Here is a 15,955-nt window from a genome sequence, read left to right on the forward strand (position 1 = left end):
CCGCGATCTGCCCTGCCGGATCCGGGGCAGCTGTAGCAACGTTTCCGCTCTGAGCACCACCCGTCCCTGGCTCGGTCTCCCCTGTCCGAGCCAGGGCCGTCTCAGTTCCGGAACCGGAAGCCGCCGGTGCACGTCAGTGCAGGCGTGAAGGCAGCAGGTCGTCGTAAGGTGAGCGCGATGTCCGCCCGTTTCCGCGTCCTGGCCGCGCTGCTCGCCGTCTTGGCGCTGCTCCCGGCCGGTGCCGCCCATGCCGCCCCGCCGGAGCTCCCGGACCAGATCGCCGCTGCCTGGCGCGCGGACCGGATCTACGTCGACCCGGCCCTGCGGCCGGGTTTCCCGAGATCCGAGCTGGACCGGATCCGCAAGGCCTCGGCATCGGCCGGCTTCGGCGTGTACGTCGCGCTGATCCCGCGGACGCCGTACACGGTCAAGAACTACACCGACCTGCCGACGCTGCTCCAGGCCCGGGTCGGCCAGCCGGGGCTGTACCTGGTGTGGACGGTGTCCGACGAACACTGGAGCGGCACGGAGGAGTTCTTCCGTCCCGGTGGGCTGAAGGGCCGCACGCTCGTCAGCGTGCAACTGGACGACAAGGCGGACAACAAGATCATCCGCGAGCTGCCCGCGCCGAGGATCGTCCGCACGATCCAGCAGGCCGGTACGGCGTACGACGGACGGGCGCTGCCGCCGATCCCGGCCGCCGACCTGCAGCCCGAGCGCGAGCGCCGGACCGGCCGGTCGGTGACGGACAAGGAAGACCTGTCGGCGTTCACCGGGATGGGCATCGGTGGCCTGCTCGGATTCGTGTTCGTACTCCTGGCGACCCTCACCAAGACCAAGCGCCGGACCGGCAAGCGGCGTCCGGCCGACGGCGTCAAGGCCATCGCTTCGGCGCGCGACGTCACGCTGGCCAGGGTCCGCTCGCAGGCCGATCGCTGGATCCCCAAGGCGGGCCGCGCGCTGCGCGGTCTGGAGAAGGTGCGCACGCCGAGCACCCACCAGCTCGACCGGCGCGACGACGCCCGGAACCGGCTCGACGCGGCACGGACCCTGCGGAAGGCCGAGCCGAACGACGTGCTCGCACTGACGGGCGCCTTCGTCCTGGCCCGGCAGGCTCACCAGGTGGCCGCGGGCGACGGGCTGAAACCGCCGTGCTTCTTCGATCCCACGCACCCGTCCGGCACGGAGCTGGCCGAGTGGTCCGACGACACCGAGGTCCCGGCCTGCCGGACCTGCGCGGAGACCGTCGCCCGCGGCGACACTCCGCACGGCCTGCGGGTGCCGGCCAAGGCCGGGCTGTTCGGCGCGGACCTGGTGCCGTACTGGACGCTCGACCCCGAGGACAGCCCGATCGTCGCGACCGGCTGCGGTGCGCTGTCGGACGATCTGGCCGAGCGCGTCGAGCGGGTCTACGGAGGAGTCCGATGACACAGCTGCTCCGACGCGCGGTGGCGCTGGCGCTCGCGGCCGTCGTACTGGCTTTGCCGGCGACCGCCTGGGGTACCACCCCGACGGACCCGCGGATCACGGCTGCCGTGGCGGCTTGGAAGGACCAGCCGGTCTACGTCGACCCGCAGTACGATTCGCAGTACTCCTACGACCAAGTGGCCGCGATGCGGTCCCGGATCGCGAGCATGGACCTGCCGGTGTACGTCGCGGTGGTGCCGACCGGAGCCTGGTTCCAGGAGAAGGGCGACACCGAGCTGCTGGCCGGCTGGCTGGCCACGGCGAACGGCAAGCCCGGGATCTACGTGGTGATGGACGACTACCTCACCACCGGCGTCGAGCACCTGGTGCCGGTCTATGCGCCGAGCCGCGGCTACGGAAGCTCCAAGGAGTCGAAGTCGCAGCAGTTGAGCGACTACCTCGACGAGGTGGAGACGGGCGACCGGTACAAGGCCAAGCCCGCGCGGACCGAACCGCTGCCGCCCCGGGAGGAACGGGACTCCCCGCCCGAACGGTTCACCGTCGGCAAGGCGATCGGCAACGGTGTCGGCGGCGTGGTGATCGGACTGATGGGCGGCGCGTTGCTGGCCGCGATCGTGCTGGGAGTGGCGGCTCTGGTCGCCGTACGACGGGGAGGACGGGTGTGAACGCGCTGACGAGATCCGGGCTGATCGTGAGGTCCGGGCTGACGACCGTGCTGGCGGTGGTGCTCGCGCTGCTCGCGGTGCCGGCGCAGGCTGCCCAGACTCCGGCCGAGCGGGCTCGGGAGATCGCGGCCGCGCTGGCCAAGGACCCGCTGTACATCGACCCGGCGTACAAGACGGGGCTGCCGCAGAACCTGCGGGACGCCGTCCGGGCCAAGGCCGAGGCGCTCGACTACCCGGTCTACACGATCGTGCTGCCGCTGACGCCGAGCGACGTGTTCCAGGGCAAGGAGAGCAACGCCCTGACCCTGGTCATCGACGCGCTGCGCAAGCCCGGCCTGTACGTCGTGACCGACGGCGGCCAGCGGTTCCCGTACTACAAGGTCAACGACGTCCCACAGCTCGGCGAGGACAACGACCGGCTGCAGAACGCCCGGTCGCACGCGCTCGAGGACACCGGGTACGACGCCGGCCCGACCGAGGTGATCGCCCGGTTCTACGAGCTGCTCGCCGGGCCGGTGCTCGGCCCGGTCGATCGCAAGAACACCCCGGTCCGGCAGCCGTCGTCGTCCGGGTCCTCCGACGAGGGCAACGGGTCGACGGTGGTAGCGATCGTGATCGCGGCGGTGGCGCTGATGGTCGTGCTCGGCCTGATCATCGGCCTGCGGCGCGGCGGTGGCTCGAGCCGCCCGCGGCGGGAGAAGGCCTTCAGCATCCCGCCGCACGTCGCGCAGACCGTCGCGGCCGAGCGCCGTCGGCGGTTGACCCAGGAGACGACCTCGGAGCTGACCACGCTCGGTTCCGAACTGGCCGCGCTGCCGTCCACCGAGGGCGCGGGGCTGAAGCACCAGCAGGCCGCGCTCGACGCGCATCACGCGGCCGGCAAGGTGCTGGACGCGTCCCGCGACCTGGTCGACCTGGTCGGCGCGATGGTGCTGCTCGACCAGGCCCGGCGCGAGTACGACCAGGCGGTCGCGATCGCGGCCGGCCGGAAGGTGGACGACGTACCGCCGCTGTGTGCCTTCAATCCCTTGCACGGAAGGGCTTCCGGGCGGCCGACGCAGGTCGAGAGCGACGGGACGACGGTGCCGCTGCCGTTGTGCGCGGAGTGCCGGCAGGCGCTGAAGCGCGGCACGGCGCCGAAGTCGCTGCCCGGCGAGGACGGCCCGTACTGGCACGGCGACGACCTGTGGGCCCGGACGTTCTTCGGCAATCTGACCGACGACCTGCCCGCCGCGGTGATGCGGGGTCAGCACCGGTCCTGAGCCGTCACCGGTCCCGGCCTACGGGAGCTGGTCCTGAGCGGCCCCTGAGTCGGTGATCAGGGACCGGTGGGGGTCGTCGCCTGATCCGGGCGGCCGTCGTACGGACCTAGGGTCGAGACGACGGTGCAGGGCGGGGACGAGGATTGGACGGACGATGGCTGACGTCAAGCAGGTCGGTGCGCTGCTGCTGGTGACCGGGATCGGCCTGGGGATCTGGACGTGGGGTGACAAGGAGTCCGACGACACCCACGAGGTGAGCGAGCGGATCTCCACCGTCCGGCTGGAGTCGCCGGACTCCGACGTCACGGTGCAGGTCGGCGACGTGGCCGAGACAACCGTGCAGGAGAAGCGCAAGTACTGGCTGCTGAAGCGCGACACCGGCTTCTCCGTCGACGGCGACACGCTCAAGCTCGACGGCAACTGCGGCTGGCACTGCCGGGCCGACTACGTGGTGACCGTGCCGCGCGGTACGAAGGTCACCGGCGACAACGGCAGCGGCGACGTGAAGATCACCGGGACCGGCGCGGTCGACCTGAAGTCGCGTTCCGGCGACCTCGAGGTATCCGACGTGTCGGGCGATGTGAAGCTCGATCTGACCGCGGGTGACGTGCAGGTCGAGCGGCTGACCGGACGGCTCGACGTGCAGTCCACCTCCGGCGACATCGAGGCGCACGAAGTGAAGGGCGGCGCGGTGACCGTGCGGACCACGTCCGGCGACCTGAACGTCGAACTGGCCGAGCCCAACGACGTGACCGCCGACGTGACCAGTGGCGACATCGAGGTGAGCGCTCCGAGCGGGGCCTACCGGGTCGAAACCGAGACCCGTACCGGCGACGTCGACAACGCGTTGGGCGACACCCCGACGGCCGACCACACGATCCGCGCCACCACGGTTTCCGGCGACGTCGAGCTCACCGCCCGCGACTCCTGAGGCTCAGCCTCCGGATGGATCCACGGCGCGAAGGTCGCCCGCGGGCGCCGGACTACGGCTTCCGGGCGACGGCTCCGTAGGCAGCGATCGGTCGCCGCGGGCGAGGATCGTCGGAGTCCCGCCGCCAGTCGACGATCGGCCCGAATCCCGGTGGCAGCAACTCCAGCCCGTCGAAGACCGCCTTGATCTCCTCCTGCGGCCGGGGGATGTACGGGGCGCCACCGGTCTTGGCATAGCCCTCGCACAGCGCGACGTAGGCCGGGCTGTCGGTGGTGCCGTCCCACATGGTGAGGTAGCTGCCCGACGGCACGGCGTCCATCACCGTGTCGACGATGCGGCGCAGGTCGTCGTAGGTCTTGGCGTGGCCGAGCACTCCCATGAACATCACACCGATCGGCTGGGTGAAGTTCAGCACGTTGCGGGCGTCGGCGATGATCTGCTCGGGCTCGTGGTAGTCGCTGTCGACGTAGGCGGTGACGCCTTCGGCCGTGGTGTTGACCAGCAGGGCGCGGGCGTGCGTCAGCACCATCGGGTCGTTGTCGACGTAGACGATCTTGGCCTCGGGTGCCACGCTCTGGGCGACCTCGTGGGTGTTCTGCATCGTGGGCAATCCGGTGCCGATGTCGAGGAACTGGCGGATGCCGGACTCTGCGGCGAGGTGCCGCACGGTGCGGACGAGGAACTTGCGGGACTCGACGGCCATCGTGGAGATGTCCGGATCCACGGCCAGTCCGGCTTCCCCGGCGACGCGGTCGGAGTCGTAGTGGTCCTTGCCACCCATCCAGTAGTTCCAGATCCGCGCCGAGTGCGGGATGTCGATCCGGATCTCCGGGACGTAATCAGCGGGCATGGAGAACTCCTCGGTCTCAGTGACGTACGACGCCAGATCTCGATCGCACAGCGTTGCCCCCGTCCTTGCAGACTGTGACATTACAAGATGGAGGGAGCGCCCGGAACCTCGACCGGCCGGTCGTGGAATTCCGCCGCCGAGATGTTTGGCGCCGGGTACCTGGCGGGGGCGCACGTGGCGTGACCGACACGCTTCGGCAATGGATTCCGCCCACCGGCCGGAGTAGCGTCGAAGGTGTCGAACGACTTCACGAGGAGGCTCGGATGAGCATCGGTGTGGGGATCTTCCTGATGGTGGTGGGCGCGATCCTGGCGTTCGCCGTCCGTGACTCCTGGGAGGCGGTCGACCTGACCGCCGTCGGGTACATCCTGCTGCTCGCCGGAGTGGCTGGGATCGTGCTCTCCTTCTACATCACCAACCGCCGCCGGCGGGTGCCGAACGACGCGATCGACCCAGCGGTCGAGGAGGAGTACCGCGTCGTCGAGGAGCACCACCGCGACATCAAGGAATAGTCGCACCTCCAGACCGCGGCCGGTCGTTCTGACGCTCAGGTGGGCGCCACGACGACCGGCCGTTTGTGTTTCGTCAGTTGGTTGCTCCGGACAGCACGAGCTCCAGGCGCGGGGCACCGCCGGCAGTGACGACCACCGGCACACCCCAGTCCTGCCGGTGCATGTGGCAGGCCGGGAACTCCACCGCCTCCGAGTCGTCGCACGACGCGGCCTGTACGGCGACGTGCAGCACGCCGTCGCCGACGCGTTCGTCGATCACCAGCCGGCGCTTCAGGTCCGTGGTGTCCCCGGCGCCCTCACGCAGCAGGTTCTCCGGCGTCGACGACACCAGCAGCCGCGTCGACGGCCCGTACCGGTCGTCCAGCTTCTGGCCCGGCGGCGGCGTGAACACCACCTCCAGCGTGACCTCGCCGCCGGCGATCTCCATCGGCGGACGCTGTGTACGAGTGCTGAACTCGTCGACCTGCGCCGGGGCTCCCAGCGGCACCCGGGTCAACCGGTGCGCCGCCGACTCGACCACGATCAATTCGTTGCCGACGACAACTGCTCCGCTGGGCTCGGCCAGTCCGGTGGCCATCGTCTCGACGACGCCCTGCCGCGCGTCGTACCGGCGGACGGCTCCGTTGTAGGTGTCGGCGATCGCCACCGAACCGTCCGGCAGCACCGTGACGCCCAAGGGGTGCTGCAGCAACGCCTCGTCGGCCTTGCCGTCGCGCAACCCGAAGTCGAACAGCCCGGTCCCGACCGCCGTGTGCACCTCGGTGTCGATCCAGCGCAGCGCGGAGATCTCGGAGTCCGCCAGCCACAGCCGGTCGCCGTCCGCCGCCAGGCCACTGGTCTGCGCGAACCAGGCCTGGGCCGGTTCGCCGTCGCGCAGGCCTTCGTTCGTCGTACCGGCGGCGATCTCGGTGACCCCGGTCAGCGGGTCGAACGTCCACAACTGGTGCACGCCGGCCATCGCGATCCACACCTTGCCCTGCCACCAGGCGACGTCCCACGGTGAGCTGAGTACGTCGGTGCCGTCGCCGTCCATCCACTGCTTGCCGGTCCCGACCAGGGTGCGGGTCTCGCCCGTGCTGAGCGTGATCCCGCGCAGCGCGTGGTTGACGGTGTCGGCCACCACCACGTCGTACCCGACCTGGGCGGCCACGTCGTCGGGCAGCAGCGTCAACCCGTTCGGCTCGGAGAACGTTGCGGTCGTCGTCCCGTCCTCGAACCCACGCTGCTTTGTCCCGAACCGCCGGACCACGGTTGTCGCGTCCTCGGCCAGCTCGACAATGCTGTGGTTGCCGGCGTCCGCAACCAGGAATCCCTTGCCTCCGGCAATCACCTTCGCGGGGAACCGCAGCTCGGTCGCCACCGGCTCCGGCGCGACGTACGGCGACTTGCCGCGCGTCAGTGTGCCGGCCGCTTCGTGCTGCGCGATCAGCTCCTCGAGCTGGGCGTCCAGCGCATGCGCGTGTCCTTCGCCGGAGTACTGCGCCACGATGTAGCCGTTGGGGTCGACCAGCACGAGCGTCGGCCAGGCCCGGGCGGTGTAGTTCTGCCAGGTCACCAGCTCCGGGTCGTCCAGCACCGGGTGGCCCACCTCGTACCGCTCGACCGCCGCCTTGACCGCCTCCTCTTCGCCTTCATGCGCGAACTTCGGCGAGTGCACACCGACGATGACCAGCGCGTCGCCGTACTTCTCCTCCAGCGGCCGCAGCTCGTCCAGGACGTGCAGGCAGTTGATACAGCAGAACGTCCAGAAGTCCAGCAACAGGAACCGCCCCCGGAAGTCCGCGAGCTTCAACTCGCTCCCCCCGGTGTTCAACCATCCCCGACCCTTGAGCTCCGGCGCGCGCACATGCATGCGTCCATTGTCCGCCCCGCCTCAACCCACTCCCCCGGCGCCTCCGCCCACCGAGACCGGTCGCATCAACCTCCGACGCCGACCTGCACCACCGATCAGCCCGCTCATCCACCGCCGTTCCACGCTCAGCTCGCGACGTCCGCAGGCCGCAGCGGGTGGTTGATCAGTGGTGGAGATCGGTCAGTGCCGGCCGGCGCTCGTCGCCGAGCAGCCAGCGGGTGAAGTGTTCCCGCTCGGCGGGAGGCATCGGCCAGGTGGCCGGTTCTGCCCACGCCACCGTCCCGAACCCGCAGATCCGCGGCCCTTCGTACATCCGCAGGACGTCACCCGGCGCGACCGCGCGCCAGCCGGCGAGGTGGTCGGGAATCGTCGGCACCAGCACCGCACGCACCGTGTCCCCCGGCTGGATGTCCACCGCCGAGAACCCCAGCACGGGACCTGCCGTCTGCTCGCCGTCACCCCACGCGGGCAGTCCCCAGTTCGGCCGGTAGGTGAAGCGGTGCTCGGGCGCGGATCCTCCACGCAGCGGGGTCGCCCGGCCACCGTCGGCTGTGGAGACGAGCCGAAGGTCGACTCCGATCGCGAACGTGCCGACAGCTTCCATGACCGCAGGGTTGCACACCGACCATCACAGTGCCTTCTCGGTCCTCGCTCATCGCGCGGTGCTGCACCGGTCAGCGCACGCCAGCCAGGCAGTGCCTCGCTCCGACTTCACCTCGGCAGGACGAGGGTGTCCGTGAGGAGCTTGGTGGTTTTGCGCAGGGTGGGGGCCGACGAAGCGAGGTCGTTGGCCAGGGAGTGGGGCGTGAGGGGTTCGCCGGGGCCGACCAGGCGGTGGTGGTGGGCGAGGTGCCAGACGATGGCTCTCGGCCAGGTCGACAGGCGGGCCTTGGTGAGCAGGTCGGGGGCCTCGCGGACCAGGCGTTCGGCGATGTCGAAGGCGTCGGCGGCGTAGGCGATGCCGAGGGTTTCGCCGGCCAGGAGCCAGGCGTGCGGGGCCAGAACGGACAGGGTGGCGGCCTGGGTCTTGTCCAGCCCGTCGAGGTCGGGGCGGGGCGGGGAGCCCAGGCCGGACAGGGTGCGGTAGGCCTCGTCGAGGTCGGTACTGGTTTCGTCGAGGAACACGCGTTCGCCCGACGTCGAGCCGATCGGGTCGTCCAGGGCGGCGGCTTCCAGGGCGGGGGTCCAGACGTCGACGGCGTCGAGGGCCTCCTCGATGGCGTCCAGGTCGAGCTGGGTGCGGTCGCCGGCGAACTGCAGCCACGCCTTGACCACCACCGGGACGGCGCCGAAGTAGGTGCTGTCGGCAAGGACCTTGCGGGGCAGCCAGGAGGCGAGGAAGAGCTCGACCAGGACGGCGCTGACCCGCAGCGGGCCGCCGACGGTGCGGTCCAGGGCGTGGTCCACCCAGAGGCGGGCGATGTCGCCGGCGTCGTCGGGCAGGCCGGCGGCGTACCGGGAGTCGAGGAACTCCTCGACCAGCTGCTCGCGGTGGCGCGGCGACAGCAATGGACGGATCGGCGGCCGGATCGGGCGTTCGGGCAGCTGGGTCAGGCGGTTCACCAGCAGGCCGGAGAAGAACTCGAAGTCCTCGGTGACCGGCGGCTCGTCGTGGTCGTGGGTCTCGCCGAGCGCCTGCAGGATGATCCCGGCCGCGGCGGCCGGCCGGACGGTCCGGACAGTGACCCGCCCACCGCGCTGATAGGCCTCGACCACCCGGTCGACCGGCGGGCCGACAAAAACGTCCTTGGCGATCGCGCCCAGGTTGTTGTCGACGAAAACCACCACGGTGTGCGGATGCTGGTCGTCGTCGTAGTCCAGTACGACGCTCAGTCCGTCACCGGTCACGTCCTCGGACACGATCGCGCTGGTCAGCCGGAAGCCCGCGATCCGCGACACCCAGTCCGGTACGCCGAACTGCGTGCGCGCGCGGGACAGATGCGCCCGCTGGAGCGGCAGCCGTCCCGCCGGGCCGACCGTGCGGGCCAGACTCGTCAGCAGGACAAAGGAATCCACGTCGCGGCGTTCGCCGAGCACGCGCGCGGCGTCGGCCCAGAAGAACCGCTCGACCTCACCGATCTCGTCGGGCCGTCCGGCCGGCCAGAGCTGGTCGGCAAGCAGCGCGGCGGAGCGGGCGACGGAGGCTTCGGCGATCACCGGGTGCAGGGCGGGCGGCGCCGCGGCCAGATCGAGCAGCAAGGTCTCCTGCAGGGTCTCCAGCACAGCGACGCTCGGCGTGGTGTCGGTGTCGGCGACACCAGCCGGGGGCTGGGGGTTGGGGCCGGAAGAGGAGTCGACCAGCCGCAGATGACTGCCGCGCCCGTCCCGCCCTCGTGACTTGGTCACTCTGGCGAGATTACCGCCGAAGCCCACCCAGCCGCAGGGTGCTGCGCGAGTCCTGTGGACAACCTTTACGACACGCGGTCACGAAAGTACTACGGCCCGTGTCCCCAGCAGGGAGCCACGGGCCGGAGCGGGAATCCGTCAGCCCTTCAGCGCACCGGCCATCAGACCGCCGATGAACCAGCGCCCGAGCACGATGTAGACCAGCAGGGTCGGGAACGAGGTGATCAACGCACCGGCCATCGAGGCCGCGTAGTCGACCTTCTGCCCACCGGCCAGCGCGGCGAGTCCGAGCGTGACCGGCCCGTTGTTCTGCTGGGTCAGGAACAGCGCGAACAGGAAGTCGTTCCAGACCGAGGTGAACTGCCAGATCAGCGTCACCACGAAGCCGGAGATCGAGATCGGCAGGATGATCCGCGCGTAGGTCTGGACCAGCCCGGCGCCGTCGACCCGCGCGGACTCGATGATCTCGTGCGGGACCACGGTCGCGTAGTAGTTGCGGAAGATCAGCGTGCAGATCGGGAGGCCGTAGATGACGTGGGTGATCAGCAGCGTCGGGATGCCGCGGGTGACGTCCAGGTCCTGGTAGGTCTGCCGCAGCGGCAGCATCACGGCCTGGTACGGGATGAACATGCCGAACAGGATGAACGCGAACACCAGGTTCGCCCCGGGGAAGCGCCAGCGGGCCAGCACGAACCCGTTCGCCGAACCGATCAGCGAGGCCAGGATCGCGGCCGGTACGGCGAGCGACAGCGACCGCACCATGTACGGCTGCAGCACGTCCCACGCCTTGCGCCACGGCTCCAGCGTCCAGGTCTGCGGCAGCGACCACTGCGCGGCGGCCGTGGTGTCGGCCGACGTCTTGAAGCTCGTGATCAGTACGACGTACACCGGCGTCAGCACGAACAACAAGAACAGCAGCAGCAGGATGTAGCGCACGGTCCGGCTCTTGCGGGTCGACCCGTCGTTGACCGTACTGCGCCGGGGCTTGCTGGCGACGGCCGCCGCGGCCTTGCCGGTCGCTTGGCCGGCCTCGACGACGCTCATTCTTCGTTCTCCTGCCGGACGGTGTAGGCGACGTACGGAATGACCAGGACCGCGACGACGGCGAGCAGCACGATCGCGATCGCGGCCGCTTTCGCCATGTCACTGCGCAACAGGGTGTTCCACATGTAGACCGACGGCACTTCGGTGCGGAACTGGTTCGGCCCGGTGATCGCGTAGATCAGATCGAACAGCTTCAGCGACATGTGGCCGAGAATGATCAGCGCGGACAGCGCGATCGGGGACAGCTGCGGGAACAGCACGTACCGGTAGAGCTTGAACTCCGACGCGCCGTCCACCCGGGCCGCCTCACGCAGCTCCGGCGGGATGCCCCGGAACCCGGCCAGGAACAGCGCCATGATGTAGCCGGACAGCTGCCAGACCGCCGGCAGCGCGATCGAGGCCATCGTCGTCCAGCGCGATCCCCCGGTCCACCAGGGGTTCTCGAGGAAGTTCAGGTGCAGGATCGAGAACAGCCGGTTCAGGCCGCGCGCGTCGTCGCCCTGGGACGGGTTCAGCAACCAGCCCCAGACGACACCGGAGGCGATCATCGACACCGCCATCGGGAACAGGAAGACCGAGCGGAAGATGCCTTCGCCCGGGACCCCCTTCTCCAGCAGCAGGGCCCAGAGCAGGCCGAAGATCAGCGTGCCCACGATGAACGCCACCGTGAGCACGCCGAGGTTCTTCAGCGAGTTGAGGAACCGTTCCTCGCCGAACAGGTTCACGTAGTTCTCGAAGCCGACGTGGTTGGTCGGCACCGGCCGGGCGCTGTGCTTGTCGGTCAGCGACGTGTTGAACGTCCAGGCGATCAGCCCGTAGACGAAGTACCCGAGCAGCAGGACCGTGGGCAGCAGTACCAGTGCCCCCGGTCCCCAGGTACGGATCCTTCCGTGCATGGCTCAGGACTCCGAATCGTTGGTCGGCCGAAAGTGAGAACTACAGGGAGATCAGTTCGGCTTGGCCGCGGCGACCAGTGCCTTCTGCAGCGTGGCGACGTCCATGCCGCTGCTGAACTGACCCATCGCCGACAGGATCGAGTCGTTCTGGCCGAGGGTGCAGGCCGCACCGTGAGCGCAGGACGGAACGATCTTCTTCGACTTCCAGTCCGCCATCGCGGTCTGCTGGTACTTCGGGTAGTCGGTGGCGACGGCGTCCGAGCGGGCCGGGATCGAGCCCTTCTTGGTGTTGAACGCCTTCTGGCCCTCGGCCGAGCCGACGACCTTCAGCCAGCACTTCGCGCCCTCGGGGGTCTGCCCGTTGGTCGGCAGCGTGAACGAGTCCGCCAGGTACTGGAAGGTCTCGCCCGTGCCCGGCGCCGGCCAGTAGGTGTACGCCGAGTCCGGCACCTTGTCGGCGAGCTGCTGCGCGGCGACCCAGTCACCCATCACCGTGTACGCCGCCTGACCCTTGTTCACGTACTGCAGCGCGTCCGGCCAGTCGATCGCCTCGCGGTCGGCGTTGCTGAACGACAAGATCTTCTTGAACTTCTCCAGCGCGGCGGTGACGTCGGCGCCGGCCATGTCGGTCTGACCGTTCCACAGGCCGGTGAACTTGTCCGGGCCGAGCTCGGCGAGCAGCACGACCTCCATCACCATCTCCTCGGCGAAGCCCTTGGAGGTGGCCAGCGGCGCCTTGACCCCGGCCGCCTTCAGCTTCTCCATGTCGGCGATCCAGGCGTCGACCGAGGCCGGGGCCTTGGTGGCGTCGAGGTTCGCCTTCTTCAGCACCGCCGGGTTGGCCCAGACCACGTTCGCGCGGTGCACGTTGGCCGGCACCGAGTAGATCTTGCCGTCGACGGTCAGGTTGTCGATCAGGCTCTGCGGGAAGGCCTTGTCGAGCCCGAACTCCTTGTACAGGTCGCTGACGTCGTCGACCTGGCCGTTCCTGATGTAGTCACCGAGTTCGGCGCCGGCGTGCGCCTGGAAGGTCGACGGCGGCTTGCCCGCGGCCAGGTCGTTCGCCAGCACCTGCTTGGCGTTCGAGCCGGCACCACCGGCGACCGCGGAGTTCACGAACTTGAAGTCCTTGCACTCCGTGGCGAACGTCGAGACCAGTCCGTCCAGGCCGGCCTTCTCGCCGCCGTCGGCCCACCAGGTGAAGACAGTGACGTCCTTGCTCGCCGACGCGTCCCCACTGCCTCCGTCGTCGCTGTTCCCGCAGGCACTGACCGCGAGAAGACCCGCGGCACCCAGCACCGCGAGGGTCTTGCTCCAACCACCACGCATGATTTCACTCTCCGATCAGCTCATCGAGCTGTCTGACAACGAATGCCCCCTTGACCGCCCAACTGTGGTCACGGGGTTGGTCAGGTGTCAACGTTCCGCGCAGGCGCGTTGCGCAGACGTGATGCCGTGTGCGCATCTGGTATGAGAGCGCACACATCGTGCTAGTGCAAGCCGGTTCGGCCAGGCGTGGCAGCGGCCGGGGTCAGCGCTCCGGCAGCAGCAGGGTCTTGATCGCGCGCCGCTCGTGCATGGAACGGTAGCCCTCGGCCACCTCCGACAACGGCAGCGTCTGGTCGAACACCAGTCCGGGGTTGATCTCGCCCGCCAGGACGTCGGCCATCAGCTCCGGCAGGTACGCCCGCGCCGGCGCGACACCTCCGGCCAAACCGACGTTCTTGCTGAACATCCGGCGGATCGGCACCTCCACACCGTGCGGTACGCCGACGAATCCGACCGTCGCGCCGGCCCGTGCGATCTCGAACGCGGTCGTGAACGACTGGTCCGTGCCGACGCACTCCAGCACCGCGTCGGCGCCGACGCCGTCGGTCAGTTCCAGGACGGCGTCCCGCGCGTCGTCCCCGCGTTCGGCAACGATGTGCGTCGCGCCGAACTTCTTGGCAAGTTCTTGCCGCGTCTGATGCCGCGACAAGGCAACGACCCTCTCGGCGCCCATCCGCACCGCCGCCAGTACGCCGCACAGCCCGACCGCGCCGTCGCCGACCACCACGACGGTGTCGCCGGGCTTCACCCGCGCGGAACGCGCGGCGTGCCAGCCGGTGCCCATCACGTCGGACAGCGTGAGCAGCGACGGCACCAGCGAGTCGTCGGGGACCTCGGGCGTCGCGACGAGCGTGCCGTCGGCGTACGGGACCTTGGCGTACTCGCCCTGGCCGCCGTCGGCCCGGTCGCTGCCGATCCCGACCAGGTTCTGGCAGACCGACTGGTACCCGGCCAGGCAGTTCGGGCAGGTGCCGTCACTGGCCACGAACGGCGTGACGACGAAGTCGCCCGGCTTCACGGTCCGGACGTCGGCGCCGACCTCCTGGACGATGCCGACGTACTCGTGGCCGATCCGGCTGCCCGGCTTGATCTTGTTCTCGCCGCGGTACGACCACAGGTCGGATCCGCAGATGCAGCCGGCGACGATCTTCACCACCGCGTCGGTCGGGGCGGTGATCACCGGGTCCGGCACCTCGCTGAGCCGGACGTCGAACGGGGCGTGGATCGTGGTGGCTCGCATGTCCGCAGCATAGGTCCGGACATTCCGCCGCGCCGTCAGGGGGCACGCGGCGACGGCGAGAATCAGGCCGGAACGACGCGGAACACGGCGCAGCCGGGCGCCGCGGCGGCGAACTCGTCCGGCGAGGCGCTGGTGACGGCACCGACCTTGACGAAGAACGGGACGCCGTTCGGCACCTGCTTCGGGAACGCCCTGAGCGCCGCTTCCTTCTCGGCCGGGTCGGTGACGGTCTCGAGCGTGACCCGGCGGCTGACGCGGCCGCGCCGGAGCGTGCCCCAGCCGGCGGCACTGGCGTTGCGCACCCAGTCGGACTTCGGGACCGGGCTCACGACGTACTGGTGAGCGCCGGCGGTGAACGGGGAGACCGGGGTGGTGCGCAGCTCGCCGGTCGAGCGGCCGGGCACGGACAGCAGCTGGATCGTGCCGAGCGGCAGGCCCAGCCGGTGCAGGAACTTCACCACCCGGTTGGCGATCGGGAGCCAGCCGGGCAACGCGGTGGTGGACGCCATCGAACCCTCCTCACGGGACGATTGTTTCGATCGTCGAAACAATGGAACCGATGCTAAAGTATTTCGAGTGTCGAAACAAACCCGGGCCGAGCTGACCGAAGCGATCACCACCGCGGTGGTGGTGTTCCAGGAGGCGACCGACCAGGTCGACGCGACGGCGGCGACCGAGCTGGGCGTGAACCGGACCGACCTGGCCTGCATCGGCCTGCTGCTGCGGCTCGGCGAGCTGACCGCGGGCGAGCTCGCCGAGCGGACCCAGCTCAGTCCGGGAGCGACCACTGCGGCGATCGAGCGGTTGGAGGGCGCCGGGTACGCCGTACGGACGCGGGACGAGACGGATCGGCGGCGGGTGCTGGTGCGGCCGACACCGCTGGCGGAGTCACGTGTTGAAGAGGTGTACGGGCCGATTCGTCCGGCAGGGCAGGCGATCCTGGAGCGCTACACCCGCGCCGAACTGGAGGTCATTCACGACTTCCTCGTCCGCGGCACGAAATTCCAGGAGTCGGAGGCCGCGCGGATCCGGGCGCGGGGCTAGGCTTCAGAGGACGGTGTAGCGCCCGCGCCGGTGGACCAGCGGCGGTACGTCGTCCGGGAGCAGCTCGACGTGCTCGATCGCGAGCTGGACCTGCACCGACCACCCCGCCTCGGGCGGGTCCTCGGTGAGCAGCCGGCAACCCGCCCAGGTGCTGACGCCGACCGGCGCCGGACCCCACTCGGTCTCGGTCCATTCGACCATCCGGAACGGGCCGCCAGGCGCCGGAGCCACGTAACCGAACGCGTCCGCGAGCTGCTGGTGCGGTCCGCCGAGCAGCGCGACCACGGCGGTCTTTGCCTTGCGCAACGTTTCCCACAGGTCCGAGTCGGGGTCGAGCAGGCCGACCACCACTCCCGGGTCACCGTCGCCGACAACCATCGAGGACACCGTCAGCCCGGCCCGCTTCCCGGCGTACTCGCTGGTCCAGAGCCCCACCGGCGAAGCCAGCCGCCCCCGAAAGCGCCGGACCGGACTCCGGTCGCTCTCGGCAGGCAGAAACGGATGGTCCCCGTGAATCGTCATCAGACCTCCAGGCCTGGATCGAAGTCGAGCACAA

The 15,955-nt window shown here is 69.7% G+C and carries 16 protein-coding genes; 6 read left to right on the plus strand and 10 right to left on the minus strand.

The genetic code is table 11. From position 1 onward, the window contains the following. The first annotated feature begins 177 nt into the window (after window positions 1-177). The 4 genes from ACQPXM_RS39810 (at window position 178) to ACQPXM_RS39825 (ending at window position 4,286) form a co-directional block, all read left to right on the plus strand. Window positions 178-1,428: a hypothetical protein gene (locus tag ACQPXM_RS39810; RefSeq protein WP_432943157.1), complete on the plus strand. Its 1,251-nt coding sequence runs from the start codon at window positions 178-180 to the stop codon at window positions 1,426-1,428. Further along, window positions 1,425-2,093, plus strand: coding sequence for a hypothetical protein (locus ACQPXM_RS39815; protein ID WP_432943158.1), 669 nt, complete (start codon window positions 1,425-1,427; stop codon window positions 2,091-2,093). The genes ACQPXM_RS39810 and ACQPXM_RS39815 overlap by 4 nt, the downstream gene beginning before the upstream one ends. Next, window positions 2,090-3,355, plus strand: a complete 1,266-nt coding sequence (locus ACQPXM_RS39820; protein ID WP_432943159.1) for a hypothetical protein — start codon at window positions 2,090-2,092, stop codon at window positions 3,353-3,355. The genes ACQPXM_RS39815 and ACQPXM_RS39820 overlap by 4 nt, the downstream gene beginning before the upstream one ends. 154 nt (window positions 3,356-3,509) lie before the next feature. After that, window positions 3,510-4,286, plus strand: coding sequence for a DUF4097 family beta strand repeat-containing protein (locus tag ACQPXM_RS39825; RefSeq protein WP_432943160.1), 777 nt, complete (start codon window positions 3,510-3,512; stop codon window positions 4,284-4,286). A gap of 52 nt (window positions 4,287-4,338) precedes the next feature. Here the strand turns inward: ACQPXM_RS39825 and ACQPXM_RS39830 are convergent, their stop codons facing one another. Continuing rightward, the gene (locus tag ACQPXM_RS39830; protein WP_432943161.1) at window positions 4,339-5,136 is read right to left on the minus strand and encodes an SAM-dependent methyltransferase; all 798 of its coding nucleotides are present in this window, start codon (window positions 5,134-5,136) and stop codon (window positions 4,339-4,341) included. A gap of 263 nt (window positions 5,137-5,399) precedes the next feature. On the opposite strand from ACQPXM_RS39830, the gene ACQPXM_RS39835 reads away from it, so the two are divergent. Beyond that, window positions 5,400-5,648, plus strand: a complete 249-nt coding sequence (locus ACQPXM_RS39835; protein ID WP_077018557.1) for a DUF6458 family protein — start codon at window positions 5,400-5,402, stop codon at window positions 5,646-5,648. A 73-nt stretch (window positions 5,649-5,721) separates the two neighbouring features. Here the strand turns inward: ACQPXM_RS39835 and ACQPXM_RS39840 are convergent, their stop codons facing one another. The 8 genes from ACQPXM_RS39840 to ACQPXM_RS39875 all read right to left on the minus strand — a co-directional run bounded on the left by ACQPXM_RS39840 (window position 5,722) and on the right by ACQPXM_RS39875 (window position 14,864). Continuing rightward, window positions 5,722-7,500, minus strand: a complete 1,779-nt coding sequence (locus ACQPXM_RS39840) for an NHL domain-containing thioredoxin family protein (protein ID WP_432943162.1) — start codon at window positions 7,498-7,500, stop codon at window positions 5,722-5,724. A 163-nt stretch (window positions 7,501-7,663) separates the two neighbouring features. Next, window positions 7,664-8,104: a hypothetical protein gene (locus ACQPXM_RS39845; protein ID WP_432943163.1), complete on the minus strand. Its 441-nt coding sequence runs from the start codon at window positions 8,102-8,104 to the stop codon at window positions 7,664-7,666. Window positions 8,105-8,211: 107 nt separating this feature from the next. Further along, window positions 8,212-9,846 (minus strand): hypothetical protein, encoded by a 1,635-nt coding sequence (locus ACQPXM_RS39850; protein ID WP_432943164.1) that lies wholly within the window; start codon window positions 9,844-9,846, stop codon window positions 8,212-8,214. Window positions 9,847-9,984: 138 nt separating this feature from the next. Continuing rightward, a complete protein-coding gene (locus tag ACQPXM_RS39855) occupies window positions 9,985-10,890 on the minus strand; it encodes a carbohydrate ABC transporter permease (RefSeq protein WP_432943165.1) in 906 nt (301 codons plus the stop codon). Then, on the minus strand, window positions 10,887-11,786 hold the full coding sequence (locus tag ACQPXM_RS39860) for a carbohydrate ABC transporter permease (protein WP_432943166.1): 900 nt from the start codon (window positions 11,784-11,786) through the stop codon (window positions 10,887-10,889). The genes ACQPXM_RS39855 and ACQPXM_RS39860 overlap by 4 nt, the downstream gene beginning before the upstream one ends. A gap of 51 nt (window positions 11,787-11,837) precedes the next feature. Next, the gene (locus ACQPXM_RS39865) at window positions 11,838-13,115 is read right to left on the minus strand and encodes an ABC transporter substrate-binding protein (protein WP_432943167.1); all 1,278 of its coding nucleotides are present in this window, start codon (window positions 13,113-13,115) and stop codon (window positions 11,838-11,840) included. A gap of 202 nt (window positions 13,116-13,317) precedes the next feature. After that, complete coding sequence (locus tag ACQPXM_RS39870; RefSeq protein ID WP_432943168.1) at window positions 13,318-14,355, minus strand: zinc-dependent alcohol dehydrogenase family protein; 1,038 nt, start codon at window positions 14,353-14,355, stop codon at window positions 13,318-13,320. 62 nt (window positions 14,356-14,417) lie between these two features. Then, a complete protein-coding gene (locus ACQPXM_RS39875; RefSeq protein WP_432943169.1) occupies window positions 14,418-14,864 on the minus strand; it encodes a nitroreductase/quinone reductase family protein in 447 nt (148 codons plus the stop codon). A 67-nt stretch (window positions 14,865-14,931) separates the two neighbouring features. On the opposite strand from ACQPXM_RS39875, the gene ACQPXM_RS39880 reads away from it, so the two are divergent. Beyond that, complete coding sequence (locus tag ACQPXM_RS39880; RefSeq protein WP_432943170.1) at window positions 14,932-15,399, plus strand: MarR family winged helix-turn-helix transcriptional regulator; 468 nt, start codon at window positions 14,932-14,934, stop codon at window positions 15,397-15,399. Window positions 15,400-15,402: 3 nt separating this feature from the next. On the opposite strand, the gene ACQPXM_RS39885 is transcribed toward ACQPXM_RS39880, so the two are convergent. Next, window positions 15,403-15,921, minus strand: a complete 519-nt coding sequence (locus tag ACQPXM_RS39885) for a flavin reductase family protein (protein ID WP_432943171.1) — start codon at window positions 15,919-15,921, stop codon at window positions 15,403-15,405. Between the last annotated feature and the right edge of the window lie 34 nt (window positions 15,922-15,955).

Source organism: Kribbella sp. CA-253562 (assembly GCF_050942265.1).
Lineage (GTDB): Bacteria > Actinomycetota > Actinomycetes > Propionibacteriales > Kribbellaceae > Kribbella.